19 protein-coding genes and 1 other annotated feature are annotated in these 22,530 nt (G+C 40.4%); of the genes, 9 read left to right on the top strand and 10 right to left on the bottom strand.

Annotated elements, in window-relative coordinates; all coding sequences use genetic code 11:
• Positions 1-80 precede the first annotated feature (80 nt).
• Positions 81-950 (bottom strand): sugar phosphate isomerase/epimerase family protein, encoded by an 870-nt coding sequence (locus MUB24_RS15860; RefSeq protein ID WP_244705764.1) that lies wholly within the window; start codon positions 948-950, stop codon positions 81-83.
• Positions 951-1,328: 378 nt separating this feature from the next.
• On the opposite strand from MUB24_RS15860, the gene MUB24_RS15865 reads away from it, so the two are divergent.
• Together MUB24_RS15865 and MUB24_RS15870 are read left to right on the top strand one after the other, a co-directional pair.
• Positions 1,329-2,408, top strand: a complete 1,080-nt coding sequence (locus MUB24_RS15865) for an oxidoreductase (protein ID WP_244705766.1) — start codon at positions 1,329-1,331, stop codon at positions 2,406-2,408.
• A 6-nt stretch (positions 2,409-2,414) separates the two neighbouring features.
• A complete protein-coding gene (locus tag MUB24_RS15870; RefSeq protein WP_244705768.1) occupies positions 2,415-3,242 on the top strand; it encodes a sugar phosphate isomerase/epimerase family protein in 828 nt (275 codons plus the stop codon).
• Positions 3,243-3,290: 48 nt separating this feature from the next.
• On the opposite strand, the gene MUB24_RS15875 is transcribed toward MUB24_RS15870, so the two are convergent.
• From MUB24_RS15875 to MUB24_RS15890, 4 genes are all read right to left on the bottom strand, one after another.
• On the bottom strand, positions 3,291-4,229 hold the full coding sequence (locus tag MUB24_RS15875; RefSeq protein ID WP_244705770.1) for an AEC family transporter: 939 nt from the start codon (positions 4,227-4,229) through the stop codon (positions 3,291-3,293).
• A gap of 116 nt (positions 4,230-4,345) precedes the next feature.
• Positions 4,346-5,179 (bottom strand): carbohydrate ABC transporter permease, encoded by an 834-nt coding sequence (locus tag MUB24_RS15880; RefSeq protein ID WP_244705772.1) that lies wholly within the window; start codon positions 5,177-5,179, stop codon positions 4,346-4,348.
• A gap of 19 nt (positions 5,180-5,198) precedes the next feature.
• Positions 5,199-6,128 carry a carbohydrate ABC transporter permease gene (locus MUB24_RS15885; RefSeq protein WP_313898460.1) on the bottom strand — a complete coding sequence of 310 codons (930 nt, stop codon included), beginning with the start codon at positions 6,126-6,128 and terminating at the stop codon, positions 5,199-5,201.
• A gap of 46 nt (positions 6,129-6,174) precedes the next feature.
• On the bottom strand, positions 6,175-7,476 hold the full coding sequence (locus tag MUB24_RS15890) for an ABC transporter substrate-binding protein (protein WP_244705774.1): 1,302 nt from the start codon (positions 7,474-7,476) through the stop codon (positions 6,175-6,177).
• A gap of 468 nt (positions 7,477-7,944) precedes the next feature.
• Between MUB24_RS15890 and MUB24_RS15895 the strand changes: the two genes are divergently transcribed.
• A complete protein-coding gene (locus tag MUB24_RS15895) occupies positions 7,945-8,265 on the top strand; it encodes a helix-turn-helix domain-containing protein (RefSeq protein ID WP_244705777.1) in 321 nt (106 codons plus the stop codon).
• A 155-nt stretch (positions 8,266-8,420) separates the two neighbouring features.
• On the opposite strand, the gene tyrS is transcribed toward MUB24_RS15895, so the two are convergent.
• A complete protein-coding gene (gene tyrS / locus MUB24_RS15900) occupies positions 8,421-9,686 on the bottom strand; it encodes a tyrosine--tRNA ligase (protein ID WP_244705779.1) in 1,266 nt (421 codons plus the stop codon).
• A 47-nt stretch (positions 9,687-9,733) separates the two neighbouring features.
• Positions 9,734-9,958 (bottom strand) — a binding site (T-box leader).
• A gap of 133 nt (positions 9,959-10,091) precedes the next feature.
• Between tyrS and MUB24_RS15905 the strand changes: the two genes are divergently transcribed.
• From MUB24_RS15905 to MUB24_RS15915, 3 genes are all read left to right on the top strand, one after another.
• Entirely contained in the window at positions 10,092-13,073 is a 2,982-nt protein-coding gene (locus MUB24_RS15905; RefSeq protein WP_244705781.1) for a transglycosylase domain-containing protein, read from the top strand.
• A 197-nt stretch (positions 13,074-13,270) separates the two neighbouring features.
• A complete protein-coding gene (locus tag MUB24_RS15910; protein ID WP_244705783.1) occupies positions 13,271-13,801 on the top strand; it encodes a nuclease-related domain-containing protein in 531 nt (176 codons plus the stop codon).
• Positions 13,802-13,839: 38 nt separating this feature from the next.
• Positions 13,840-14,199: a hypothetical protein gene (locus MUB24_RS15915; protein ID WP_244705785.1), complete on the top strand. Its 360-nt coding sequence runs from the start codon at positions 13,840-13,842 to the stop codon at positions 14,197-14,199.
• A gap of 1,109 nt (positions 14,200-15,308) precedes the next feature.
• Here the strand turns inward: MUB24_RS15915 and acsA are convergent.
• On the bottom strand, positions 15,309-17,027 hold the full coding sequence (gene acsA / locus MUB24_RS15920; RefSeq protein WP_244705787.1) for an acetate--CoA ligase: 1,719 nt from the start codon (positions 17,025-17,027) through the stop codon (positions 15,309-15,311).
• A gap of 233 nt (positions 17,028-17,260) precedes the next feature.
• On the opposite strand from acsA, the gene MUB24_RS15925 reads away from it, so the two are divergent.
• The 3 genes from MUB24_RS15925 to MUB24_RS15935 are packed head-to-tail and all read left to right on the top strand — an operon-like array spanning position 17,261 to position 19,774.
• A complete protein-coding gene (locus MUB24_RS15925) occupies positions 17,261-17,893 on the top strand; it encodes a GNAT family N-acetyltransferase (RefSeq protein ID WP_244705789.1) in 633 nt (210 codons plus the stop codon).
• Between the two features lie 29 nt (positions 17,894-17,922).
• Positions 17,923-18,570, top strand: coding sequence for an acetoin utilization AcuB family protein (locus tag MUB24_RS15930; protein ID WP_244705791.1), 648 nt, complete (start codon positions 17,923-17,925; stop codon positions 18,568-18,570).
• A gap of 1 nt (position 18,571) precedes the next feature.
• Positions 18,572-19,774 carry an acetoin utilization protein AcuC gene (locus MUB24_RS15935; RefSeq protein WP_244705793.1) on the top strand — a complete coding sequence of 401 codons (1,203 nt, stop codon included), beginning with the start codon at positions 18,572-18,574 and terminating at the stop codon, positions 19,772-19,774.
• Positions 19,775-19,799: 25 nt separating this feature from the next.
• On the opposite strand, the gene ccpA is transcribed toward MUB24_RS15935, so the two are convergent.
• The 3 genes from ccpA to MUB24_RS15950 all read right to left on the bottom strand — a co-directional run bounded on the left by ccpA (position 19,800) and on the right by MUB24_RS15950 (position 22,520).
• Positions 19,800-20,798 carry a catabolite control protein A gene (gene ccpA, locus MUB24_RS15940; RefSeq protein WP_244705795.1) on the bottom strand — a complete coding sequence of 333 codons (999 nt, stop codon included), beginning with the start codon at positions 20,796-20,798 and terminating at the stop codon, positions 19,800-19,802.
• A gap of 637 nt (positions 20,799-21,435) precedes the next feature.
• Positions 21,436-21,930, bottom strand: coding sequence for a YtxH domain-containing protein (locus MUB24_RS15945; protein ID WP_244705797.1), 495 nt, complete (start codon positions 21,928-21,930; stop codon positions 21,436-21,438).
• 20 nt (positions 21,931-21,950) lie between these two features.
• On the bottom strand, positions 21,951-22,520 hold the full coding sequence (locus MUB24_RS15950; protein WP_244705799.1) for a DUF948 domain-containing protein: 570 nt from the start codon (positions 22,518-22,520) through the stop codon (positions 21,951-21,953).
• Positions 22,521-22,530: the final 10 nt, after the last annotated feature.

The following is a 22,530-nucleotide window of genomic DNA, read 5'->3' on the forward strand; positions in this document are numbered from 1 at the left end:
TTCCTTATGATAAATTTATCATCCCTTCAAATAGATACATCAGATACACCAGAAAAATTCTACTTATTTTTAAAATTTCTTCATTTAAAATATAAAGAGAGATGATCCTTAGCTTTTATAATCCCCTGCTGTTCAGCTTCTAATGAACCCCAAAAACGTTGGTCCTCTAGTTCAATACTTACTGGCCCTTTATATCCTATTTTTTCTAGCCGAACCGCTACTTTATCCCATTCAACCTCTCCATGTCCTGGAATTGTGTAGCGCCATGATCCGTCAGAAAATCCATATTTCGCTCCAAAAGTCGCAGGTAAAGTACCGTATTCATATAGTTCGTCCTTTAAGATTTCAGTATCCTTTCCATGACAATAATTCACTCGATCTCCAAATTCGGTCAGAACGCGCAAATAGTCAATACCAAGGCGCACTAAATGGGATGGATCATAATTAAGACCGAAGTGTTTGGATGGAATATGCTGAAACATCGCTCGTAGGGTTTCCGGTGTACACCCAATGGCAGGATATTGAGGAGCCGGTCCCGGCCATCCTTCCAATGCAAGATAAAGCCCTTTCTTTTCGGCCTGATTTACGACCTCAGGGAACGACTCTTTCCAAATCGAAAAACTTTTTTCTCTTGACTGATTCGCATCTTCAGGAATAAGAACCATAAACAGTACTTTGCCGCCCAACTCAGATACTTGTGTCATTTGTCGATTGATTGACTCTATGGCATCTGTACGACGAGATTCATCCTCACTAAGTAAGGCGCCAGTGTCCTTAAGATCAACAGAACCAACTCCGAGCCCAGCATGATTTAAGGCATTTTTTACTTCTTCGTTATAAGCGGGCACGTCTATGACATCTAACCCGACGCTAGCCGCCCAATTTGCTACCTGTTCAATCCCTTGTTTTCCAATGTGTGGTGGAATACGCATTCCAATCTGAAATTTCATATCATCATGCCTCCAATTTGTTGTCTTTTCAATGACTAAATAAAAATGGTTCGTTGTGACGTACCTAGGAATCATCATCGCTGCAAGTGTAACTTAGCTGTATAAAATAGAAGGTTCCCACGACATAAAACGCTTTCATATAAATATATTATGTAATACAAGGATGTATTTATTTCTTTACAATAGATTATAATACTTATATCATTATAGTATGTCAATAAAAAATATGATAAATATAGCTTTTTTCTTCATCATTGATCCTTTCTATGCTATATTCATTTTAACGCCTTAGAAAGCGCATACAAATGCTAGAACGGAATGCATACAGATGTCCGTTCTCTCATAGTCCATTAATTTTTAAAAGAGGAGTGACTGTATGTGAACCCTGAGCTTCAAGTAGGTCTAATTGGATATGGATTTGCGGGCAGGACATTTCATGCACCTGTGATTACGTCGGTCCCTGGTATGAACCTAAAGAAAGTCGTTGAACGACGAAGCGAGCGATCAAAGGAGCGGTATCCATGGATCGAGGTTGTAAAATCAGTTGATGAACTATACGCTGATCCAGAGATTGATTTGATTATTGTCACCACACCTAGCACTGATCATGTGCCATTTGTTCGCGATGCACTAAATGCTGGAAAACATGTAGTCGTTGAGAAGCCGTTTACACCAACGACAAATGAAGCGGATGAATTGATCCAATTGGCGAAGAAGAAAAATAAGGTGCTAAGCGTTTTTCATAATCGGCGTTGGGACGGCGATTTCATGACGATTCAAGAAATTTTACAAAAAAACTTGCTTGGGAGAATCAGGGAATGCGAGTTTCATTGGGATCGATTTAATCCGATCGTATCAGGTAATAACTGGCGAGAGCAAGCAGGTGCAGGTACAGGGGTCTTTTATGATTTAGGTGTGCATTTACTGGATCAAGCTGTTTGTCTTTTTGGCACTCCCCAAACAATAGCGGCAGATGTTCAGATTCAACGAGAGGGTGCAGCGACCCATGATTATTTTGCTGTTACACTTAGATATCATGACAAATTGAAGGTGACATTGAAATCTTCTCCATTTGTTCGAATCGAAAGCCCCCGCTATATTTTACATGGGGAGAAAGGTTCCTTTATTAAATATGGTGTTGATCCACAGGAAAAGGCATTAATGGATGGTCAATCACCTGCTACTACTGATCAATGGGGAAAAGAGCCTGAGGAACAATGGGGAGAATTACATACCTCGATTGGGCAGATCCATATAAAGGGAAAAGTAGAAACGCTTCCCGGCGCTTATCAACACTATTATCAAAATATATATGATCATATTATGGGTATCTCCGAACTAGAGGTGAAGCCGGAGGAAGCTAGATTGAACATTCACTTGATTGAACGGGCCTTGCAAAGTCATCAGGAAGGTCGCGTTTTGCTTGTACAGGATGAAACGGATATAAAAATGAGGTGAAAATGTATGTTTCCTTTTAAAACGGCATTAAATGCATCAACCTTATTTCCCTTCCAATTAGATGTCATTCAACAAATCGAGGTTACAAAGCAAGCTGGCTACCAAGGAATTGAACTGTGGATACGTGATATTGAAGCTTATTTAGTGAATGGCGGAACGATTCAATCGATACAGGCAGCATTAGAGAAGGAAAATTTTTCGTTTATGAATGCGATTGCGTTTTTCAAATGGGCTGATGCGGATAGGGATACTCGTGAAAAAGCGCTCATACAGGCTGAAAAGGAGATGAAATTACTTGCTTCCTTAGGGTGTGCCTCTATAGCTGCACCCCCTTTCGGAAATGTAAAAGCTGTCCGTTTAGACGAAATGGCCCGGTACTTTGAGCGATTAGTTCAACTTGGCAGAGAAATCGGTGTTGAACCGATCCTCGAATTTTGGGGAAAAGCAGAGCAGCTTTCTACATTAAACGAAGCTCAACTTGTCATGGAAAAGTCCAATGTAAAACATCCAAAAGTATTAATTGACCCTTTCCATATGTATATTGGAGGGAGTGACTTTACAGGTTTAAGTAGTTTACAAGCCAACCAGATTGGGATTGTTCATGTCAATGATTATCCCGCTTCCCCACCAAGAGAAAAATTGGAAGATCGTGACCGAGTTTTTCCAGGTGACGGAATTTGCCCCACTGCAGAAATGGCCAGGATGCTTGCACAAATCGGTTATAAAGGTTTCGTATCATTGGAATTATTTATAGAAGATTATGAGGGAAAATCAGCATTGGAAATAGCTGCATATGGCTTGAAGAAGATGAAACATTCCTATCTTGTTGACTAAATCCTAACGCAGGCGAACAACCTGCCCCCTCGCCTGCTTTAAAAGAACTCATACATAGATTAGGCTTAAGAGAATGTACAATGAAGGGATGGTTATGATTGAAGCCAGGGTTGTAAGAAAGACCGTGATTGAAGCAAATGGTACGTCTCCTCCGAATTTTTGTGCATACATAGAAACCGTGGGAGCAGCAGGCATCCCTGAAACAAGTACCGCAATCGCCATCAGGGCAAATGGGATTGAAAATAATGTGAAAGGCAGGAGGCAAATAGGGATAATGATCAGCCTCATGCCTGTTGTCAACCATACATAGCGATTTTTTATATATACGAATACATCTTTTGTCCGCACACGAACAAAGATACTGCCAATCAGCAGCATAGAAAGAGGAACCGTCATTTTTCCTACGCTTTCTAAGCCTCCTAAGATCACCAGCGGCCAATGGAAAGGGAATATAAAAACAATTAAGCCGATTAAGGTCGAAACCAGTCCTGGATTTAAAAAGATTTGCGACCAAGAAAAGGAATGTTTGGACTGCACAAAGATAAAAATGCCATAAGTCCAAATAAGGACCAAATAGGGAATGTTAAACATTGTCGCATATACAATCCCTTGATCACCAAATAAGGCATAGGAAACAGCATAACCAATAAAACCTTGGTTTCCAAAAATGATAAGAGCTTCTACAACTTTTTTCCGGTCTTCTTCAACCTTCGCCTTTTTTCTTATCCATTTGGCCAATAAACAGGCAAGGAACAATATATAAATGGATAATCCACATAAAACCAGCATTTCCTTCAGGATATGGACGGAAAAAGAGATATCCATAGAGGCTAAAATAAGTGCCGGTAATGTAATATACAGAACTAATTGGGTCATCACTTGATCAGCGTGACGATTTAAAATACCCTTTTTTCGTGCGATATATCCCAAAAAAATGAAGCCATACAACATAATCATTTCCTGAGCAAAGGACACCAAGGCGTTCATTCCAGACACCTTCTCATTAAACATTTTCTTGTATCCTATTGTAAAATATCAGCCTTGGTGACTCTTTATCTACCTTTTACTCCCCGCTCCATTCCTTGAAAAATTGCTCTGAAAAATCACTTAATCCCACTAAAAGTAATTCCTTGAATAAACGTCTTCTGCATAAAGAAGAACATGATGATGATAGGCAATGTCATCATTGTCGAAACTGCCATCATCAAGCCCCATTCCGTTCCCATTTGGTTTTGGAATTGCTGAAGTCCTAATGACAATGTGTACTGCATTTCATCTGTCAAATAAAGCAAAGGACCAAGAAAATCTGTCCAGCTCCCCATGAATTGAAAAAGTCCAACCGCAAGGAGTGCCGGCTTTGCCAAAGGCAGCATAATTTGCAAATAAATCCGTAATTCGGACGCACCGTCAATCTTTGCCGAATCTCTTAACGTATCCGGGAGCCCTAAGAAAAATTGACGTAACAAAAATATGTAAAACGGTGCTCCAAAAAAGGCCGGAACAATTAATGGGAGCGGCGTTCCAACCCATCCTATTTTATTGAATATTAAGAACAGCGGAATCATCGTAACCTGTCCTGGAATCATCATGACAGCGATTGTAAGGATAAAGAATACATTTCTCCCCTTCCAGCGAAGTTTCGCAAAGCTATACGCCACTAAAGGACAGGAAATAAGAATGCCTATTGTACTTAAAATCGTTATAACCACCGTATTTTTCAAATAAGTAAAAAAAGGGATATACGACATCGCATCAATATAATTCTGAAAGCGAAATGGTTTTGGAATCCATTCAGGTGGAAATGTAAAGATTTGCGTGATCGGTTTCAATGATGTCGACACAAGCCAGATGAATGGAACAATGAAAAAGATGGACGCAATAATAAGAATGAAATGTGCTAACGAATATTGAATTCGTTTTTTGGTAATCGGTTGCATTCAACATACTCCTTTCTACTCACCTTGATAAGTGGACCCAGCGCTTTGAAGTCAGGAAAATTAACGCCGTTAAGGCCATAATAATCACAAATAAAATCCAAGCCATCGCTGAAGCGTATCCCATTTTGAAAAACTTAAACCCATTATCGTATAAATACATGACATAAAAGGTTAAAGAATTTGCGGGAGACCCTTGGCCTTGTGTCATCGTATACGGTAATGTAAATTGTTGGAATGCTCCAATGATACCCATAACCAAGTTAAAAAATATGACTGGTGTGAGTAAGGGTAGCGTGATATGTCTTGTTCTTTGCAGCCAGTTCGCTCCATCTACCTCTGCTGCTTCATAAAATTCTTCCGGTATATCGCCTAGACCAGCTAAATAAATAATGACAGCCTGTCCAATTCCCCACAATGACATTAAGATCAACGAAGGCTTCGACCACTTCACACTCCCTAACCAGTTAGGGCCTTCAATTCCGAAAAAGTCCAACGTTCCGTTAATCAGACCGAATCCTGGGTTCAATAACCACATCCACAGAACTGCCAGTGCAACGTGGGGAACAAGTGTAGGTAAGAAATAAATAGTCCGGTACACAGCCAATCCTTTTACCTTCATATTAAGCATCATCGCGAGAGCTACCCCGAAGATAATGCTTAAAGGAACAAACAAGACAGCGAAATAGACAGTATTATAGACTGATTTCCAAAACAGGTCATCGTGAAATAGTTCCTTATAGTTTTGAAATCCAATAAATTCTCCCGGCTGCAAAACACTGTATGTTGTAAAACTAAAATAAATGGAAGAAAATAATGGAATTGCAAAAAATACAATCAAACCAATGACCCACGGTGATGCAAAGAGCCAACCTGTCAAATTTGCCTTAAAAGTAAAAGAGCTTTTCTTTTTCGGTTGGACGACAACGCTTGATGTTTCAATTTTCGCCAAATTTGGCAGCCCCTTTCATAAATAAAAGGGAGGTAGCCCTCCCCATTTATTCTTTTTTCAATGCTTTATTCACAGTCTCAGTCGCTTTATCTAAATTTTCCTGAGGAGTACCATTTCCCCTTGTCGAGTTTTCAACAGCCGTTGCAAGCTCGTTCCATAGCAATTGTCCTTCTGAAATAACAGGTCTATGGTGTGAATTTGGAAGGATATCAACAAACTCTTTTAAAATTGGATCGTTCGCGCGGCCAAGTTCTTCGTTTACAGCCGGTTGAACGGAAAAGTCTCCTTCAAGCTTAGAATAATAGGCTTTTGCACCTTCTGGACCACCGAAGTATTTCAAGAATTCCCACGCAGCCTCAACGTTTTTAGCCCCTTTAGGAATAATAAAGCTATGACCGCCGGACCAAGTAGTGAAATCAGTTCCAGTCGGTGTCGGGATTGGTGTAACACCATAGTTTAAATCAGGCTTAAATTTGTTTATCCCTGTGACCGTCCAGTTTCCGTCTATTTTCATACTAAGCTGGCCGGAAATAAACGGATCTAAAGCATCACTACCTGCAGAACTTTCAAATCCAGAAATATCTTCTACATTGTATTTTTTTCCGAAGTCAACCATCCATTCCAAAGCCTCTACAATTTTAGGATCGTTGGCAGTCACTTCACCTGTACTTTCATTGTAAAATTCACCTCCGAATGACCATCCCCAGCTATACAGCCAACCTTGACCATACCAAGGAATAAAGCCAATTCGTTTAAAGCGGTTACCATCTTTGATGGTTAATTTCTCGGCAGCCTCTTCTAATTCTTTAATGGTTTTAGGAGGATTATCGGGATCTAACCCAACTTCTTTAAAATGATCTTTATTATAATACAATAAACGAGCATCGGTGGAATATGGAATCGCATAAAGTTTACCTTCGTAACTCGCTTCATCCCATGCATACGGATAATAGCGATCTTGGGAGATACCATCTGCAGCAGCCATATCCGTTAAATCCGTTAATGCATCTTGTGCTGCCCATGATCCAACTTTAAATCGATCAAATGTTGCGACATCAGGAGGATTGCCGCCTGTAACGGAAGTCAATAGTTTTTGGTCCGCTCCCTCATTCGCCTCCGTATAAACCATTTTCACTTTAATATCAGGATGGGATTCTTCAAAACTCTTAACCAATGCATTCATCGCTTCTAATCCGATTCCTGTACTACCATGCCAAAACGTAATTTCTGTCTGCCCGCCTTTGCCGGAAGATGTCTTTTCTTTCGAAGAACAGCCAGCTAAAAAAACTGACAGGACAAGCATACTAATAAGCATTAATTGACCGAATTTCTTTACTATTTTTTTCATTTGTTATAACCAGTCCCTTCACGTCGCTCACGGGCATCAACCGTCATGTTAGAAAAAATATAAATAGTGTTATTATCCATTTATATGGCTAATTAGAAATTGTCATCATGTTTTTGAGAACGGTGTCATTTATAAGTTACATAATAGTCCTTACTGATTTTATAGCGAGATTGGCCTTCTTTCTGAAAAATTTCTATTGGTCAATGAGTTTTGGACACGCACTATAATTTAATTTTCTGTCTTCAGCACCCCCTAGACTTTCTTCTGCAATAAAATGAGACAAAATGACTATGAATGATGGGAATCCGCTTCTTCTAATCATAAGGAACTAGTAACTATTTGTTATTATATGATTAATTATCATATAAATCAACAATAATATTCCTATTAGTTCTAAAAAGGATATCTTCATGAGTTTTGCTGTAATCCACGGTAAAATGAAGAAAAAGTGAGATAAAGGAGTTTCAAATGAAACAGAGAAAAATTGGGGATAAATTAAGGACGTTAAGAAAGGCCAAACGTTTAACAGCACAAGACCTAGCGGATAAAGTAAATATTTCCCAGTCGTATATTAGTCGTTTTGAAAATAACCGAGCTATTCCAGATATTGAGATGCTTGAAAGAATTCTTATTGCGTTAGATTCCGATCTAGCAACCTTTTTCTCCTCAGAACTTGATAATACCCCACCCGATCTAGTTCAACTAATCAATACGGTTAAAACCTTAAGTCCTGCAGCTAGGATAAAATTAAACGAATTTTTGAATATAGTAACAGAGAAAGACTCGTAGTGTGTGTTCAAAATCCATCTAAAATATCACAAAAACGATCACATAGAGCTTTCCTATGTGATCGAATTTTGGGGACAGGTGATCTAGCTGTATATGCCTATTTTTCTGGATGCTCGTAGAATAAATATCCAAGTGGCAGCCCCTACACTATTTTTTTATTGATATTGAATCAAATGATATTTTTTCTTCCCACGACGAATGACGGTAAATTTTCCGCCTAATTTATCTTTATCCTCTAACACATAATGGAGATCTGTAATCCGCTCCCCATTAATTGAAATCGCACCATTTTGAATATCTTCTCTTGCTTGGCGTTTGGATGGAGAGATTTTCGCCTTCACAAGTATTTCAACAAGGCCTGTTTCCTCCCCTTCTTTATGCACATGCGTAGGGACATCCTTTAATCCCTGTTCAATCTCATCTGCATTTAAAGCAGCAATATTGCCGCTGAACAAAGCTTCCGTAATGCGAATCGCTTGCTGCAACGCCTTTTCCCCATGAATCAACCGGGTCATTTCTTCTGCCAATGTCCGTTGCGCTTTTCGTAAGTGAGGTTCTGATTGAACCGACTGCTCCAATTCTTCAATAGCCGTTCGATCTAAAAACGTAAATAATTTTAAATATTTCACGACATCTGCATCTGCTGTATTCATCCAGAATTGGTAAAATTCATAAGGGGTCGTTTTTACAGGATCAAGCCATATGGCCCCACTCTCCGTTTTACCAAATTTCGTTCCATCCGCTTTTGTCACCAACGGAATGGTCATACCGTAGGCTTTTGCCCCTTCTCCCGCTATTTTTCTAATCATTTCTAATCCAGTTGTAATATTCCCCCACTGGTCACTTCCACCAATTTGCAGTTTACAATTCCAATTTTCATATAATTGGTAAAAGTCGATTGCCTGCAGAATGGTGTAAGTAAACTCTGTAAAAGAAATTCCCGATTCTAAGCGAGAGGAGACAATGTCCTTCGCAAGCATATAATTGACCCCAATATGTTTCCCATAATCCCGCAGGAAGGTAATGAGGTCCATGGAGCCCACCCACTCAAAATTATTCGTTAGGAGTGCACCATTTTCTCCACTGAAATCAAATATTTGCTCCAATTGCTTTTTAAGACCTTGCACATTTTTCTCTACTTGTTCCAGTGTTTGCAGTTTTCTTTCTTCCTTTTTTCCGCTGGGGTCACCAATGAGACCTGTGGCTCCACCCACCAAAACAATGGGGCGATGGCCATGGTTTTGAAAACGTCTTAAAGTTAAAAAGGGTAATAAATGTCCAATATGCATGCTATCTGCGGTTGGATCAACTCCACAGTATAAAGAAATTTTTTCCTTCTCTATTATGTCCGCTAATCCGTCTGCATCTGTTTCTTGATAAACAAGCCCTCTCCATCTTAAATCATCCATTAATTCACTCATGCCTATATCCTCACTTTCAGCAAAATAAAAACGCCCCTTCGTAAAAACGAAGGGACGATGAATAACCGTGTTACCACCCAACTTGGGGATCGATAAAAAAATCCCCCACTTTTCCATGATATCGGTATTGACTACCGTTTGCCGCTACTACCTCGTTCACGACAAATGCTCAAGGAGGTAATTCGTCAAACTGTGTGTATCGATTTGCACCAACCATCGATTCTCTGCCTAACAGGGACAGATGACTACTTGATTCCCATCAACGCAAAATTGTTCAATTCATTTAAAGTATTTTAACCTTAATTCAAAGGAATTGTCAAATTTCTATAAAAAATTCTCCATGATGACTTCCCAATCTAGCAATTATGCTATAATAGGAATGATTTTTGGGAGGGATGAAAACGAATGAAGGACCAAATGCATAAAATTTGGGAGAGAATGAAAACATTGGCTTCCAGAATCCGATATAAATCGATCGCAAAGGGAGCGAGAATCACCTACGGTGTAACTTGGAATCTCTTATTACTATTTATCATCGTATTTATAATAGGTGGAGCCTTCGCTGGCGGAGTGGGATTGGGCTATTTTGCTTCACTTGTGAAAGACCAAAAAGTATTAGCAAAAGAAGATATGATTAAAAACGTTCACCACTATGAGGAAACATCATCGGTTTTCTTCGCTGATAATATTTTTCTCGGTAAATTACGTGCTGATATCGACCGGGAGGAAATCGGAATTAATGACGTTTCCGATTGTGTCAAAAAGGCAATTGTGGCGACAGAGGATGAGAATTTTTACGAGCACAAAGGTGTCGTTCCAAAAGCCCTCTTCCGTGCTGTTTTCCAGGAGTTCACCAACTCTTCTATTCAATCAGGCGGAAGTACGCTCACACAGCAATTGATTAAAAACCAAATTTTAACAAATGAAGTTTCCTTTGATCGGAAGGCAAAAGAGGTATTGCTTGCTCTTCGGCTTGAGCGTTTCATGAGTAAGGATGAAATCTTAGAAGCTTATTTAAATGTCACGACATTTGGACGCAATTCATCGGGGCAAAATATTGGGGGTGTACAAACAGCCGCAAAAGGGATATTCGGCAAGGATGCGAAGGATTTAACCTTGCCGCAAGCCGCTTTTATTGCTGGATTACCACAAAGTCCATTTCGGTATACTCCTTTCACCAGGGAAGGAAAGGTGAAGGAACCAGAATTACTAGAACCAGGCCTTACCCGGATGAAAACTGTTTTAAATAGAATGAGAAAAGCAGAACTCATTTCAGAAAAAGAATACAAAGAAGCGATTGCCTATGACATCACGGCTGATTTCATACCGAAAGAACCACGCTCTTATGACAAGTACCCTGCACTAGCCTATGAGGTGGAAGATCGTGCGATAAAAGTGTTGACAGAGGTATTGGCCGAAAAAGACGGGCATAAAAAGAAGGATTTAGAAAAAGATAAAAAATTATATGAAAAATATTCAACACTTGCCAACCGCGATATTCGGCAAAACGGCTATCAGATTCATACAACGATTAACAAGAAATTATATGACGCCTTTGAGAAAACGAAAGATGAGTATGATAACTATGGACCTACGTTAAAAAGAGAAAGGAAAAATCCAGATACCGGCGAATGGGAGGAAGTGGATGATCCCGTTCAAATTGGGGCGATTTTAATTGAAAACAAAACAGGCAAAATCTTAAGTTTTGTCGGTGGAAGAGATTATAAATTGGATAATTTGAATTATGCCACAGAAGTACCTAGGCAAAACGGTTCGAGCATGAAACCATTGCTTGTCTATGGACCTGCAATAGAATTGGGGAAAAGTGCGCCAGGTGACGTAATTGCGGATTTACCGTATCATTTTCCGAACGGTGCGGGTGGGACATGGACACCAAACAACTATTCCTATAGATATTACGGTCTTGTATCTGCCCGAGAAGCTTTAGCTAAGTCCCATAATGCTTCGGCCGTCAGTACATTTTGGCGTATTCGCGATAACAATCCAGGGCAATATTTAAAAAAGATGGGGATCACGACTGTAAGTGAAGACGAAGCGACTTATCTCTCTTCGGCACTCGGCGGGGTAACGCATGGGGTGACGGTAGAAGAAAATACTAATGCCTATACAACCTTTGCCAATGGGGGAGAATTTAAAGATGCGTATATGATTGAGAAAATTACCGATCATGATGGCAAAGTTGTTTATGAACATAAAGATGAGCCTATGAAAGTATTTAGCCCCCAAACGGCTTATTTAATGATCGATATGATGCGCGGAGTCTTCAATCGACCAGGTGCAACTGCCGCTTCTGTCCCCGGCATGCTTAAATTTTCCACCGACTGGGCCGGAAAAACGGGGACAACCAATGAATTTAAAGATTCATGGTTAATTGGCACGAATCCAAATATTACATTTGGAACTTGGATCGGATATACTTCCAATAAATCATTGCGAACTGCAACGAGTGAAGATGAGTCTAGACGAAATTATCGGATCTGGGCCAAGTTAATGAATGCTGCCTATGATGTAGACCCTAAGCTAATTGCGCCTAAGGAACGCTTTAAAGCACCAGGCGGGATTGTAAGCCGCTCATATTGTGCTGTTTCCGGTATGCTTCCATCAGAAGCCTGTCAAAAAGCAGGACTTGTTCGGACAGATATCTACAATGCAAAATATGTGCCAAGTAAAACAGATGATAGCTTAGGGGCAGGTGGACGCTATATTTTAGTCAATGGGAAAAAATACGCCGCCTTACCCTCAACACCGAAGGAATTTACGAGACAAGGATTAGTGATTAATCCTAGTTTCCTAAAACGAATTACGTATGGTCTTGTAAGCGACTTTTCGCAACTCACTCCCCAAACATCTCAATGGAAGGGACTCCTTGTGGCAGATGCTAAGCTAGAAGATGATGGAAAAGCCCCAGCTGCCGTCTCCGCCAAGATGGATGGAAACACAATTACATGGGGGAGATCAGCAAGTCATGATGTCATCGGCTACCGTGTATACAGTGAAGGCGGGAAAAAAGTTGCTTCTGTTTTTTCCGATGGGACTCTCGCTCATAAAGTTGGAAAAGGGAAGTTCTATGTTGTCGCGGTCGACGTGGCCGGAAGAGAATCAAAACCGTCTAATCTTGCAGGGAAGGAAGAGGAAAAGGTAGCCTCCACCACAACTTCTACTGACAATGACGAGAAGAAAAAAGCCGAAGAACAAAAGAAAGCGAAAGAACAAAAGAAACAAGAAGAGGAAAAAAAGAAAGAAGAAGCTAATAAACAAGAGAAGACAAAGCGGCAAGGAGAAGAAAAGGAGAAAGAAGAAGAAATTAAGCAGGAACAGGAAAAAGTTGAGCAAGATAAACCAAATGAAGAAACGAAAAACCAATAGATAGAATGAAGACGGGGCCGTCCAATATTGGATGCCCCTTTTTACGTTCAAGAATACGGATATTTCAACGCTTTTTAAAATTCAAATTTCAATAGAATTCCCCTTTTCGGACAGCCGCATTTAATTTTGTCCTTGCAATAATAAAGAAGTTTCTCTAATATGAAATGAGTGACTTAATAAAAGAAAGGAAGAATTCAATGTCAATAAACCTTCACAAAAAGCCTCTGCCCTCTAAGGAACTGTCTATTCTCCAATCCTTGCTTCCACGAATGGATCTATCTCCACAGGAAAAGCAGCGCTATGAAACTCTCGATAAAGGATTTAAAGGAGAGCAAGCATTTCATAGTCTTCTCCAGCAAACAGAATTAAAGGATCAGATGTTTTTGTACAGTTTACTTTTACAAACAAACCATACGGAATTTCAAATTGATAGTATTCTTATTCGGCCAAGAAGGATATTTCTTTTTGAAGTCAAAAATTTTGAAGGCGATTATTATATCCAACAAGACAAATGGTATGCGTTGTCAACAGGAAAAGAAGTTAGGAACCCGTTACATCAACTTAATAGATGTACACTTTTACTCCGCCAAGCACTTCAACAATGGGGACATGAAATATCTGTAGAACCCTACATCATCTTCATCAACCCAGAATTCACCTTATACCAAGCTCCTCAGAACCAACCGATGATTTCCCAACCCAACTTAATCGATTTCTTAAACAATTAAATATCTCCACCACACCTGTCACGCAAAAGCAGATAAACTTGGCGAAACAATTTGTGGTGAATCATGTCGAACAATCCGTTTATGAACGTTTGCCCAATTATAAATACGATGGATTAAAAAAAGGGACCTTTTGTCCATTTTGTACAAGCGTCCTCATCCCTTTTACTTTGAAAAAGATAAGATGTGAAAAATGCGGTTATGAAGAAGATATTGATGCAGCGGTCATGCGTAGTGTGAAAGAATTTCATCTTCTATTTCCAGATAGAAAAATCACAACAATGGGAATTCAAGAATGGGGTGGTCTAATCCTCTCGAAAAAGGTGATACGCAGGGTTTTGGGGAAGTATTTAACTTATATTGAAAAAGGTGGCCATTCCCATTATCTTTTAACAAAATAAATAGTGTACATTGATAATGTGGCATAAGACACGACAGAATAAATAACTAGCGTGCTTTGAGGGACAGCCATTAGATCGCTACGACTGATTTGAATTAGACACTTTTCGCCTTCGCTGGCACAGCCAACAGACCCGATGTGACTGGATTGAGCGCTTTCCAAATTTGAGGGCACGGCCAACCGAGTCGCTGTTACCGGTTTTGGCATTTTCCTACTTTAGGGGCACAGCCAACCGAGTCGCTGTTACCGGTTTTGGCAGTTTCCTACTTTGGGGGCACGGCCAACGGGCTCGCTGTGACCGGTTTGAGCAGTTTCCTACTTTGGGGGCACAGCCAACGGGCTCGCTGTGACCGGTTTGAGCAGTTTCCTACTTTGGGGGCACAGCCAACGGACCCGATGTGACCGGATTGAGCGCTTTCCAAATTTGAGGGCACGGCCAACGGAATCGCTGTGACCGGTTTTGGCATTTTCCTACTTTGAAGGCACAGCCAACCGAGTCGCTGTTACCGGTTTTGGCATTTTCCTACTTTGGGGGCACAGCCAACGGGCTCGCTGTGACCGGTTTGAGCAGTTTCCTACTTTGGGGGCAAAGCCAACGGGCTCGCTGTGACCGGTTTGAGCAGTTTCCTACTTTTGGGGCACGGCCAACCGAGTCGCTGTGACCGGTTTTGGCATTTTCCTACTTTGAGGGCACGGCCAATGGCTTCGCTGTTACCGGTTTGGGCATTTTCCTACTTTAGGGGCACAGCCAACCGAGTCGCTGTGACCAGTTTTGGCATTTTCCTACTTTGAGGGCACAGCCAACCGAGTCGCTGTGACCAGTTTTGGCATTTTCCTACTTTGAGGGCACAGCCAACCGAGTCGCTGTGACCGGTTTGAGCAGTTTCTAACTTTAAAGGCGCAGCCAACGAACCCGATGTCACCGATTTAGGCTTTTTCCAACTTTGAGGGCATAGCCACCGAGTCGCTGTGACCGGTTTGAGCAGTTTCCTACTTTGAGGGCGCAGCCAACGGGCTCGCCATAACCACATTGGGCTTCCAACTTTATGGGCACGGCCACAGATAACAAAAAGAGGCTACTCTATTCAAATAGAGTAACCACTTTACTAATTAATCCTCCATTGTCGATAAGTCACCAGTTGGCAAGTCGAGTTCCCAGGCTTTAAGCACGCGGCGCATGATTTTACCGCTTCGTGTTTTTGGAAGTTTGTCACGGAATTCGATTTCCCGTGGAGCCGCATGGGCTGCAAGCCCCTTTTTCACAAATTGACGAATATCCTCCTTCAATTCATCGGTTGGCTCGATCCCTTCAAGCAGAGCCACAAACGCCTTAATAATTTCGCCACGGACAGGATCTGGTTTTCCAATTACCCCAGCCTCTGCCACTGCGGGATGCTCTAGAATTTTACTTTCCACTTCAAATGGTCCTACCCGCTCACCTGAAGTCATAATCACATCATCCACTCGTCCTTGGAAGAAGAAATAGCCATCTTCATCTATATAAGCAGAATCTCCTGATACATACCAATCACCAGGTAGAAAATAGGAATCATATTTGGCTTTATTATTCCAGATCTCACGCATCATCGAAGGCCAACCTTTTTTAATTGCGAGATTGCCCATCCGATTGGGAGGCAATACATTCCCTTGATCATCTACAATCGCTGCTTCTACTCCTGGAATTGGTTTTCCCATCGAACCAGGTTTAATTTCCATGCACGGATAATTGGCAATGAGCAAAGCGCCGGTTTCTGTCATCCACCATGTATCATGGATGCGTTTATTAAATACTTTTGAACCCCAACGAATAACCTCGGGATTTAACGGTTCCCCAACGCTTAGAATATGACGTAATTCTGAAAGATCAAACTGTTTGACTAATTCATCTCCAGCACCCATCAACATTCTAAAAGCAGTTGGGGCACTATACCAAACGGTTACACCGAAATCCTGCAACGTTTCATACCAGTTTTCTGGTTTAAATCTCCCCCCCACAATCACATTGGATGTGCCTGTTAACCATGGGCCGAAAATTCCGTAAGATGTTCCTGTTACCCAGCCTGGATCAGCCGTGCACCAATATACATCCTCTTCTTGTAAATCTAAAATCCAACGAGCGGTTTGATAATGTTGGATCATCGCATTATGAACATGCAGTACTCCTTTAGGGCGCCCTGTTGAGCCAGAAGTATAGTGAAGGATCAAACCGTCTTCACGATCTACCCACTCAATCTCGAGATCGCGATCAGCTTCAGCTACTCGCTTATTAAAATCGACTAGTTGATCCGTTTCCTCCACACCTTCTCCAACTAAGAAAATCGTTTTCAAATCGGGTAACTCCTCAACCGGAACGCGATCCAATAATTCTGGTGTGGTTACAAGGACTTTGGCTTTACTATCCTCCAATCGGTCCTTTACAGCCCCTTCCATAAAAGCTTCGAATAAAGGCCCGACAATTGCCCCAAGCTTGATAGCTCCTAATATTGCAAAATATAATTCTGGAGAACGAGGCATAAAAATAAAGACACGATCCCCTTTTTCCACATTTCCATACGTTTTTAAAGCATTTCCTGCCTGATTCGTCAATATCTTCATATCGCGAAATGTATATTTTTCTTCCCTGTTACCCGCACGGAAATATAGTGCGATCTTATTTTTTCGAAAGGATTCCGCATGACGATCAATCGCTTCATAAGCCATATTGACTCGCCCTGTTTCATACCAGGAGAACTGCTTTTCAGTCTCTGCCCAATCAAATTTGGCACGAGCTTCTTCATAGTTTTGTAAATTATAATTCCCTTGAACAACCGGCAACGCTTCCAAGTTCATTTCTTGACAACTCCTTTTGTTCGATTTACACAAACAATTTCTCCGCTTGTGCATTCATCCATGCAACCTATTTCTAATAATAGAATAATTCCTGTATACGCTTACTAGAAATGATGTATACTATTATAATATAAAAAAAACCCATTCTCAATTTATTCCTAACATGTTTTAATATTTTTTAAAATCTATAACTTTAGATATAATCAATATAGGAGTGAAAGGAGGGTATTTGGGTGGAGCATAAAAAAACATACAACGCTAGAGAACTACGTAGTAAAAACGGTACATTGCTGATTGAAGGTCCTATCCCCGGGGAAAAGCTTACCCAGTTGGATTTCCATAAAGATTTGGTTGCCTTTAGACCTGCAAAACAGCAACAGGAGGCATTAGTAGAGATTGCCGACCTTCCCGAAGGCAGGATTGTGATCGCCCGGGAGGAAAATCAAGTTGTTGGCTATGTCACCTTTTTATATCCAGATCCACTTGAACGATGGTCACAAGGCAATTTAGAGAATTTAATCGAACTTGGTGCCATTGAGGTTGCCCCCGAATTTCGCGGGGCAGGTGTGGGAAAGGCTTTGTTAGAAGTTTCAATGATGGATGACGCAATGGAGGATTATATCATTATTACGACAGAATATTATTGGCATTGGGATTTAAAAGGAACGGGATTAAATGTTTGGGAATACCGAAAAATTATGGAAAAAATGATGAATTCCGGTGGTCTTGTTTGGTATGCAACGGATGACCCAGAAATTACTTCTCACCCTGCGAATTGCTTGATGGTCAGAGTTGGCAAAAGAGTCCCACCCGAATCGATCCAAAAGTTTGATAATATTCGACTCATCAACCGTTTTATGTATTAACACAGCTACTAAAAAAGGAGTTGAATAGATTGATTGTAGAACAAATCATGACAACAGATGTTATTACACTTACTCCTGAGAATTCTCTAAGAACAGCTATAAAGCTCATGCGTGAATCGAATATTCGGCATTTGCCTTTAGTGAATAAAGAGCATGAAATTGTTGGACTTGTCACTGAGAGAGATATTAAGGCTGCAACACCTGTTTTACTAGAAGGTGAAAAAGCACAGGAATTATTAGAGCAGCCTTTGTCAACGATTATGGTTACGAATCTAATAACAGGTCATTCTCTTGATTTTGTTGAAGAGGTGGCTTCTCTTTTCTACATCCATCGAATTGGTTGTCTTCCCATTGTTCAAAATAGAAAACTTGTCGGAATTATAACAGGTACAGATTTACTACATACTCTTGTTAAGTTAACGGGAGCAGATCAGCCAGGTTCACAGATTGAAATCAGGGTGATAAATCGTGCTGGTATCCTGCATGAGGTTACCTCCGTTTTAAAAAATAACAATATCAATGTATTAAGTGTCTTGGTTTATCCTGATTCAAAAAGTATGAATCATAAGGTGCTAGTCTTTAGGGTAGCCACCATGAACCCTCTTCGACTTCTCCAGACATTAAAAAAGGAAGGGCTTGAGGTGCTTTGGCCAAATATGCCCGGTTTGGATGGATAAAATGAAAAGAGATTCCGTTTTTATATATTCCGACAAATTACTTACCTATCGTTTTTCCAAACAGCATCCATTTAACCAGCATAGATTAGTACTGACTTTAGATTTATTAAAAAAAATGAAGGCGATTGCATCCGAAGACATTCTTGTCCCTCGCACAGCTACGGATGAAGAACTGCTTTTAAATCATGAGCACACCTATATAGAAGCAGTAAAAATGGCAAGCATTGGCCAGCTTCCTGAGCATCAAGCAGAAAGCTTTGGAATTGGGACAGAAGATACCCCTGCTTTTCCGGGTATGCATGAAGCTAGTGCTCAGCTCGTTGGAGGGACATTAACAGCCGTTGATCAAGTTATGCAAGAGAAAGCGCAACATGCTCTTCATCTTGGTGGTGGTCTTCACCACGGTTTTCGCGGTAAAGCATCTGGCTTTTGTATCTATAACGATAGCGCGGTTGCGATTAAATATTTGCGTGAAAAATATAATGCCAGGGTTTTATATGTGGACACAGATGCTCATCATGGGGATGGAGTGCAATCCTCTTTTTATGACGATGATGCTGTCTGCACATTGTCCCTACACGAAACGGGACGCTATCTTTTTCCTGGAACAGGTAATGTAAACGAATGGGGACATGATCGTGGCTATGGTTATTCTTTTAATATACCGCTCGATGCCTTTACTGAGGATGATTCATTTTTAAACGCCTATACGAGGGCTGTTACAGAGATAGCTGAATATTTTAAGCCTGATATTTTATTAACGCAAAATGGTGCTGATGCGCATTTTTATGACCCTTTAACCCATCTTTCGACAACGATGAAAACCTATCGAGAAATTCCGCGATTAGCCCATAAAATTGCTAATCAATATTGTGACGGAAAATGGGTTGCGGTTGGGGGTGGAGGTTATGATATATGGCGTGTAGTACCAAGAGCTTGGTCCCTTATTTGGCTGGAAATGATTGGGAAAGCAGATGTTTCTGGTCCTCTCCCTAAAGAATGGATAGAACGTTGGCAAGAGAAAGCCCCTGTATCCTTAATCGACCAATGGGAAGATCCACTGGATATGTATCAACCAATTCCTAGAAAAAAAGACATTGAAGAAAAAAATCAGCAAACCGTTGACCGCGCTTTATTTTTTGTTAGACAACAGCAGGAGCAAGTGAATCGAAATAAAGAATTTAAAAGGCCCAAATCATTTTGATTTGGGCCTGTCCACTATTTAAACTTTATTTCGTTGTCTCACGAAATTCAATCCGATGTGGCAGCAAGACGGATCCTTCATCTACTTCCTCTTTATTCATGTATTTCGTCAATAAGCGCATCGATACTGCTCCAATATCATAAAGAGGTTGGGCGATGGAAGAAAGTTGTGGGCGTACCATAATAGCCAGCTTTGTATTATCTGAAGAAATAATTTCTAATTCATCAGGGATGGATACACCGTCATCCTGTGCTCCATTCATAATACCAATCGCCATATCGTCTGTTCCGGCTATAATCGCTGATGGACGTGCTTCCATCGTATTGAATTTTTTCCAAACCTCAAGTCCTGATTCATATGTGTCATCGCCTTCAATCACATTGTTCTCCTGTAATTCAATCCCTGCAGCTTCCAATGCATCCTTGTAACCAACTAATTTTTGATCGCGATTAATTGGATTATTTAATGGACCTATTACAAAACCGATGTTTTTATGCCCGCTCTCGATTAAAGAAGAAACTGCATCGTAGGTTGCTTGACGGTAATCAATATTAACTGAAGGAACCTCTCCTGATTGATCAACTGAGCCTGCCAAAACAATCGGAACTGGCGAACGTTTAAATTCATCAATATGAGTTTTCGTAATATGCCCGCCCATAAAGACAATTCCATCCACCTGTTTCCCTAACATAGTATTTAGAAGATGCATTTCTTTATCCAAATTTTGATCAGAATTACTTAGGAGGATATTGTACTTATACATTGTGGCAATATCTTCGATACCTCTAGCTAATTCCGCATAGAAAATACTTGAGATATCTGGAATAATCACTCCCACTGTCGTCGTTTTTTTGCTTGCAAGACCTCTTGCAACCGCATTTGGACGATATTCAAGTCTTTGGATAACTTCCATTACTTTTTTCCGGGTCGCAGGTTTCACGTTTGGATTGCCATTCACAACTCTCGAAACAGTTGCCATGGAGACATTGGCTTCCCTTGCGACATCGTATATTGTTATATTCATTGGTCTCACACTCCTCTTATTCATTTTCAACAAAAAACACAAAAACAAACCATTTTTAAACAAAATATCCTATTTTTCTTATCATACGCTAGTGATTCGTCATCAAGCAAATAAAATCGTCTATTCTTGTGAAATTTTGCCACTTAAGTGAATTATTTCACAACAATGGTTAGACTGATTCAAAAACCATAATAAGCCGTTAAACTTTCTTCTCGTCCGCCGCATGTTAGGTACATTTCTTATAATAGCAGAAAATCGATAAATTGAGTATGGAAAAGTGATATATGACAGAAAAAATTCATATCTATTTTATATTTACATTAAATCTCAAATTTATACATACGTTTTCGCAGACCCAACACCCTTCTCCTTACGAGATAGATAAGAAAAGCGCAAGCGCCCGTTTAGCGACGTACAAACTTTTTAGGGGCCTGACGAGATAAAGGAAACACGATGAACCCGAAGGGTGAATCGATGTTGACTTACGCAAGCAGGCACCGAAAGTTTGCTAGTCGCTGGGCGCTGGAGCTAGATCCAAACATTAGCCAATTTTCTTTCTTACCTTTTAAAAAAACAGACAGCTAAATATAGATGCTGTCTGCTTTTCTCTTACTGATTCATCGTTGAATTTACCTTTTCAGCCATTTCTTCCGCTTTCTGCGATTTCATCATTTGTATCTTTCAGCGCGTTGTCGGCTTGATCCGTGCGTTCTTCTACTTGTTCCGCTTTTTGATCCACATTTTCGTTTACTGTTTCTTTCCATCCATCTGTCTTTTCCTTCACAGAATTGGCCATTTGTTCCGTTGTATTTTTAATCGTTCCACGAAGCTTTTCAGTTGTGTCTTTTACCGTTTCTGCAACATTGTTCCCTTTTTCAACAGCGGCTTGACGAAGTTGGTCCGTTTTTTCCTTTGCCGTCGATGTAATTTCAGATCCTTTCTCCATCACCGTTTCTTTCCATTCACCAGATTTATCCTTAAGGGTTTCAACCTGGGAACTAATATCACTTCTTAGTTCACGTCCGGATTTTGGTGCCATTAGAAGTGCTGTTGCTGCTCCTACAATACTGCCTACTACAATGCCAATCATAAAACTACCTGTTTTGTTTTGATCATTTTGTTGATTTCCCATTTTATTCTTCCTCCCTGATTTTATTGCCCTTTTTCCCACTCTGGTGCGGCTATCGCTTTCTGCGTACTTGAGCGTTGTTTCCTTGAAAATGCGTGTTTATTTCTTTCACCAAACCATTTATCCTTTATTTCTTTAATTGCTGCTCCCCACTGTACCATTTGGGCAATTTTTTCTTGGTTTTTGTTCATTGATGTGGAAATCGATAAAGTTACCTTTTTAAGGGAATGATTTAATTCCTGCACAGTTCCCCCAACTTCTTGAACAGCATTCACAACGGTATCTAATCTTTCTACCTTACGCTGAATATCCTCAGCAAGGGCGTTTGTCTTATGTAACAACATAGTTGTTTCTCCTGTTACACCCTCAAGCTGTTTTTGGAGACTGTCTAATGTTTGAGATACACTTGACATCGTTTCAGTCATTGTGTTTAAGGTTTTCATCATTCTGACCACAAGGAAAACAAAAGCAATTGCAATAACAGCTACACTTACATACAAAATAATAATCACGTGTCCAACACCTCCCATGTTCAGTTCACTATACCCTACCTTTGTAAGATATAAACTTCTTCTTCGTCTAAACTTCGCCATAAATAGGTAT

The sequence above is a fragment of the Lederbergia sp. NSJ-179 genome, assembly GCF_022867885.1.
Classification (GTDB): domain Bacteria; phylum Bacillota; class Bacilli; order Bacillales; family Bacillaceae_C; genus Lederbergia.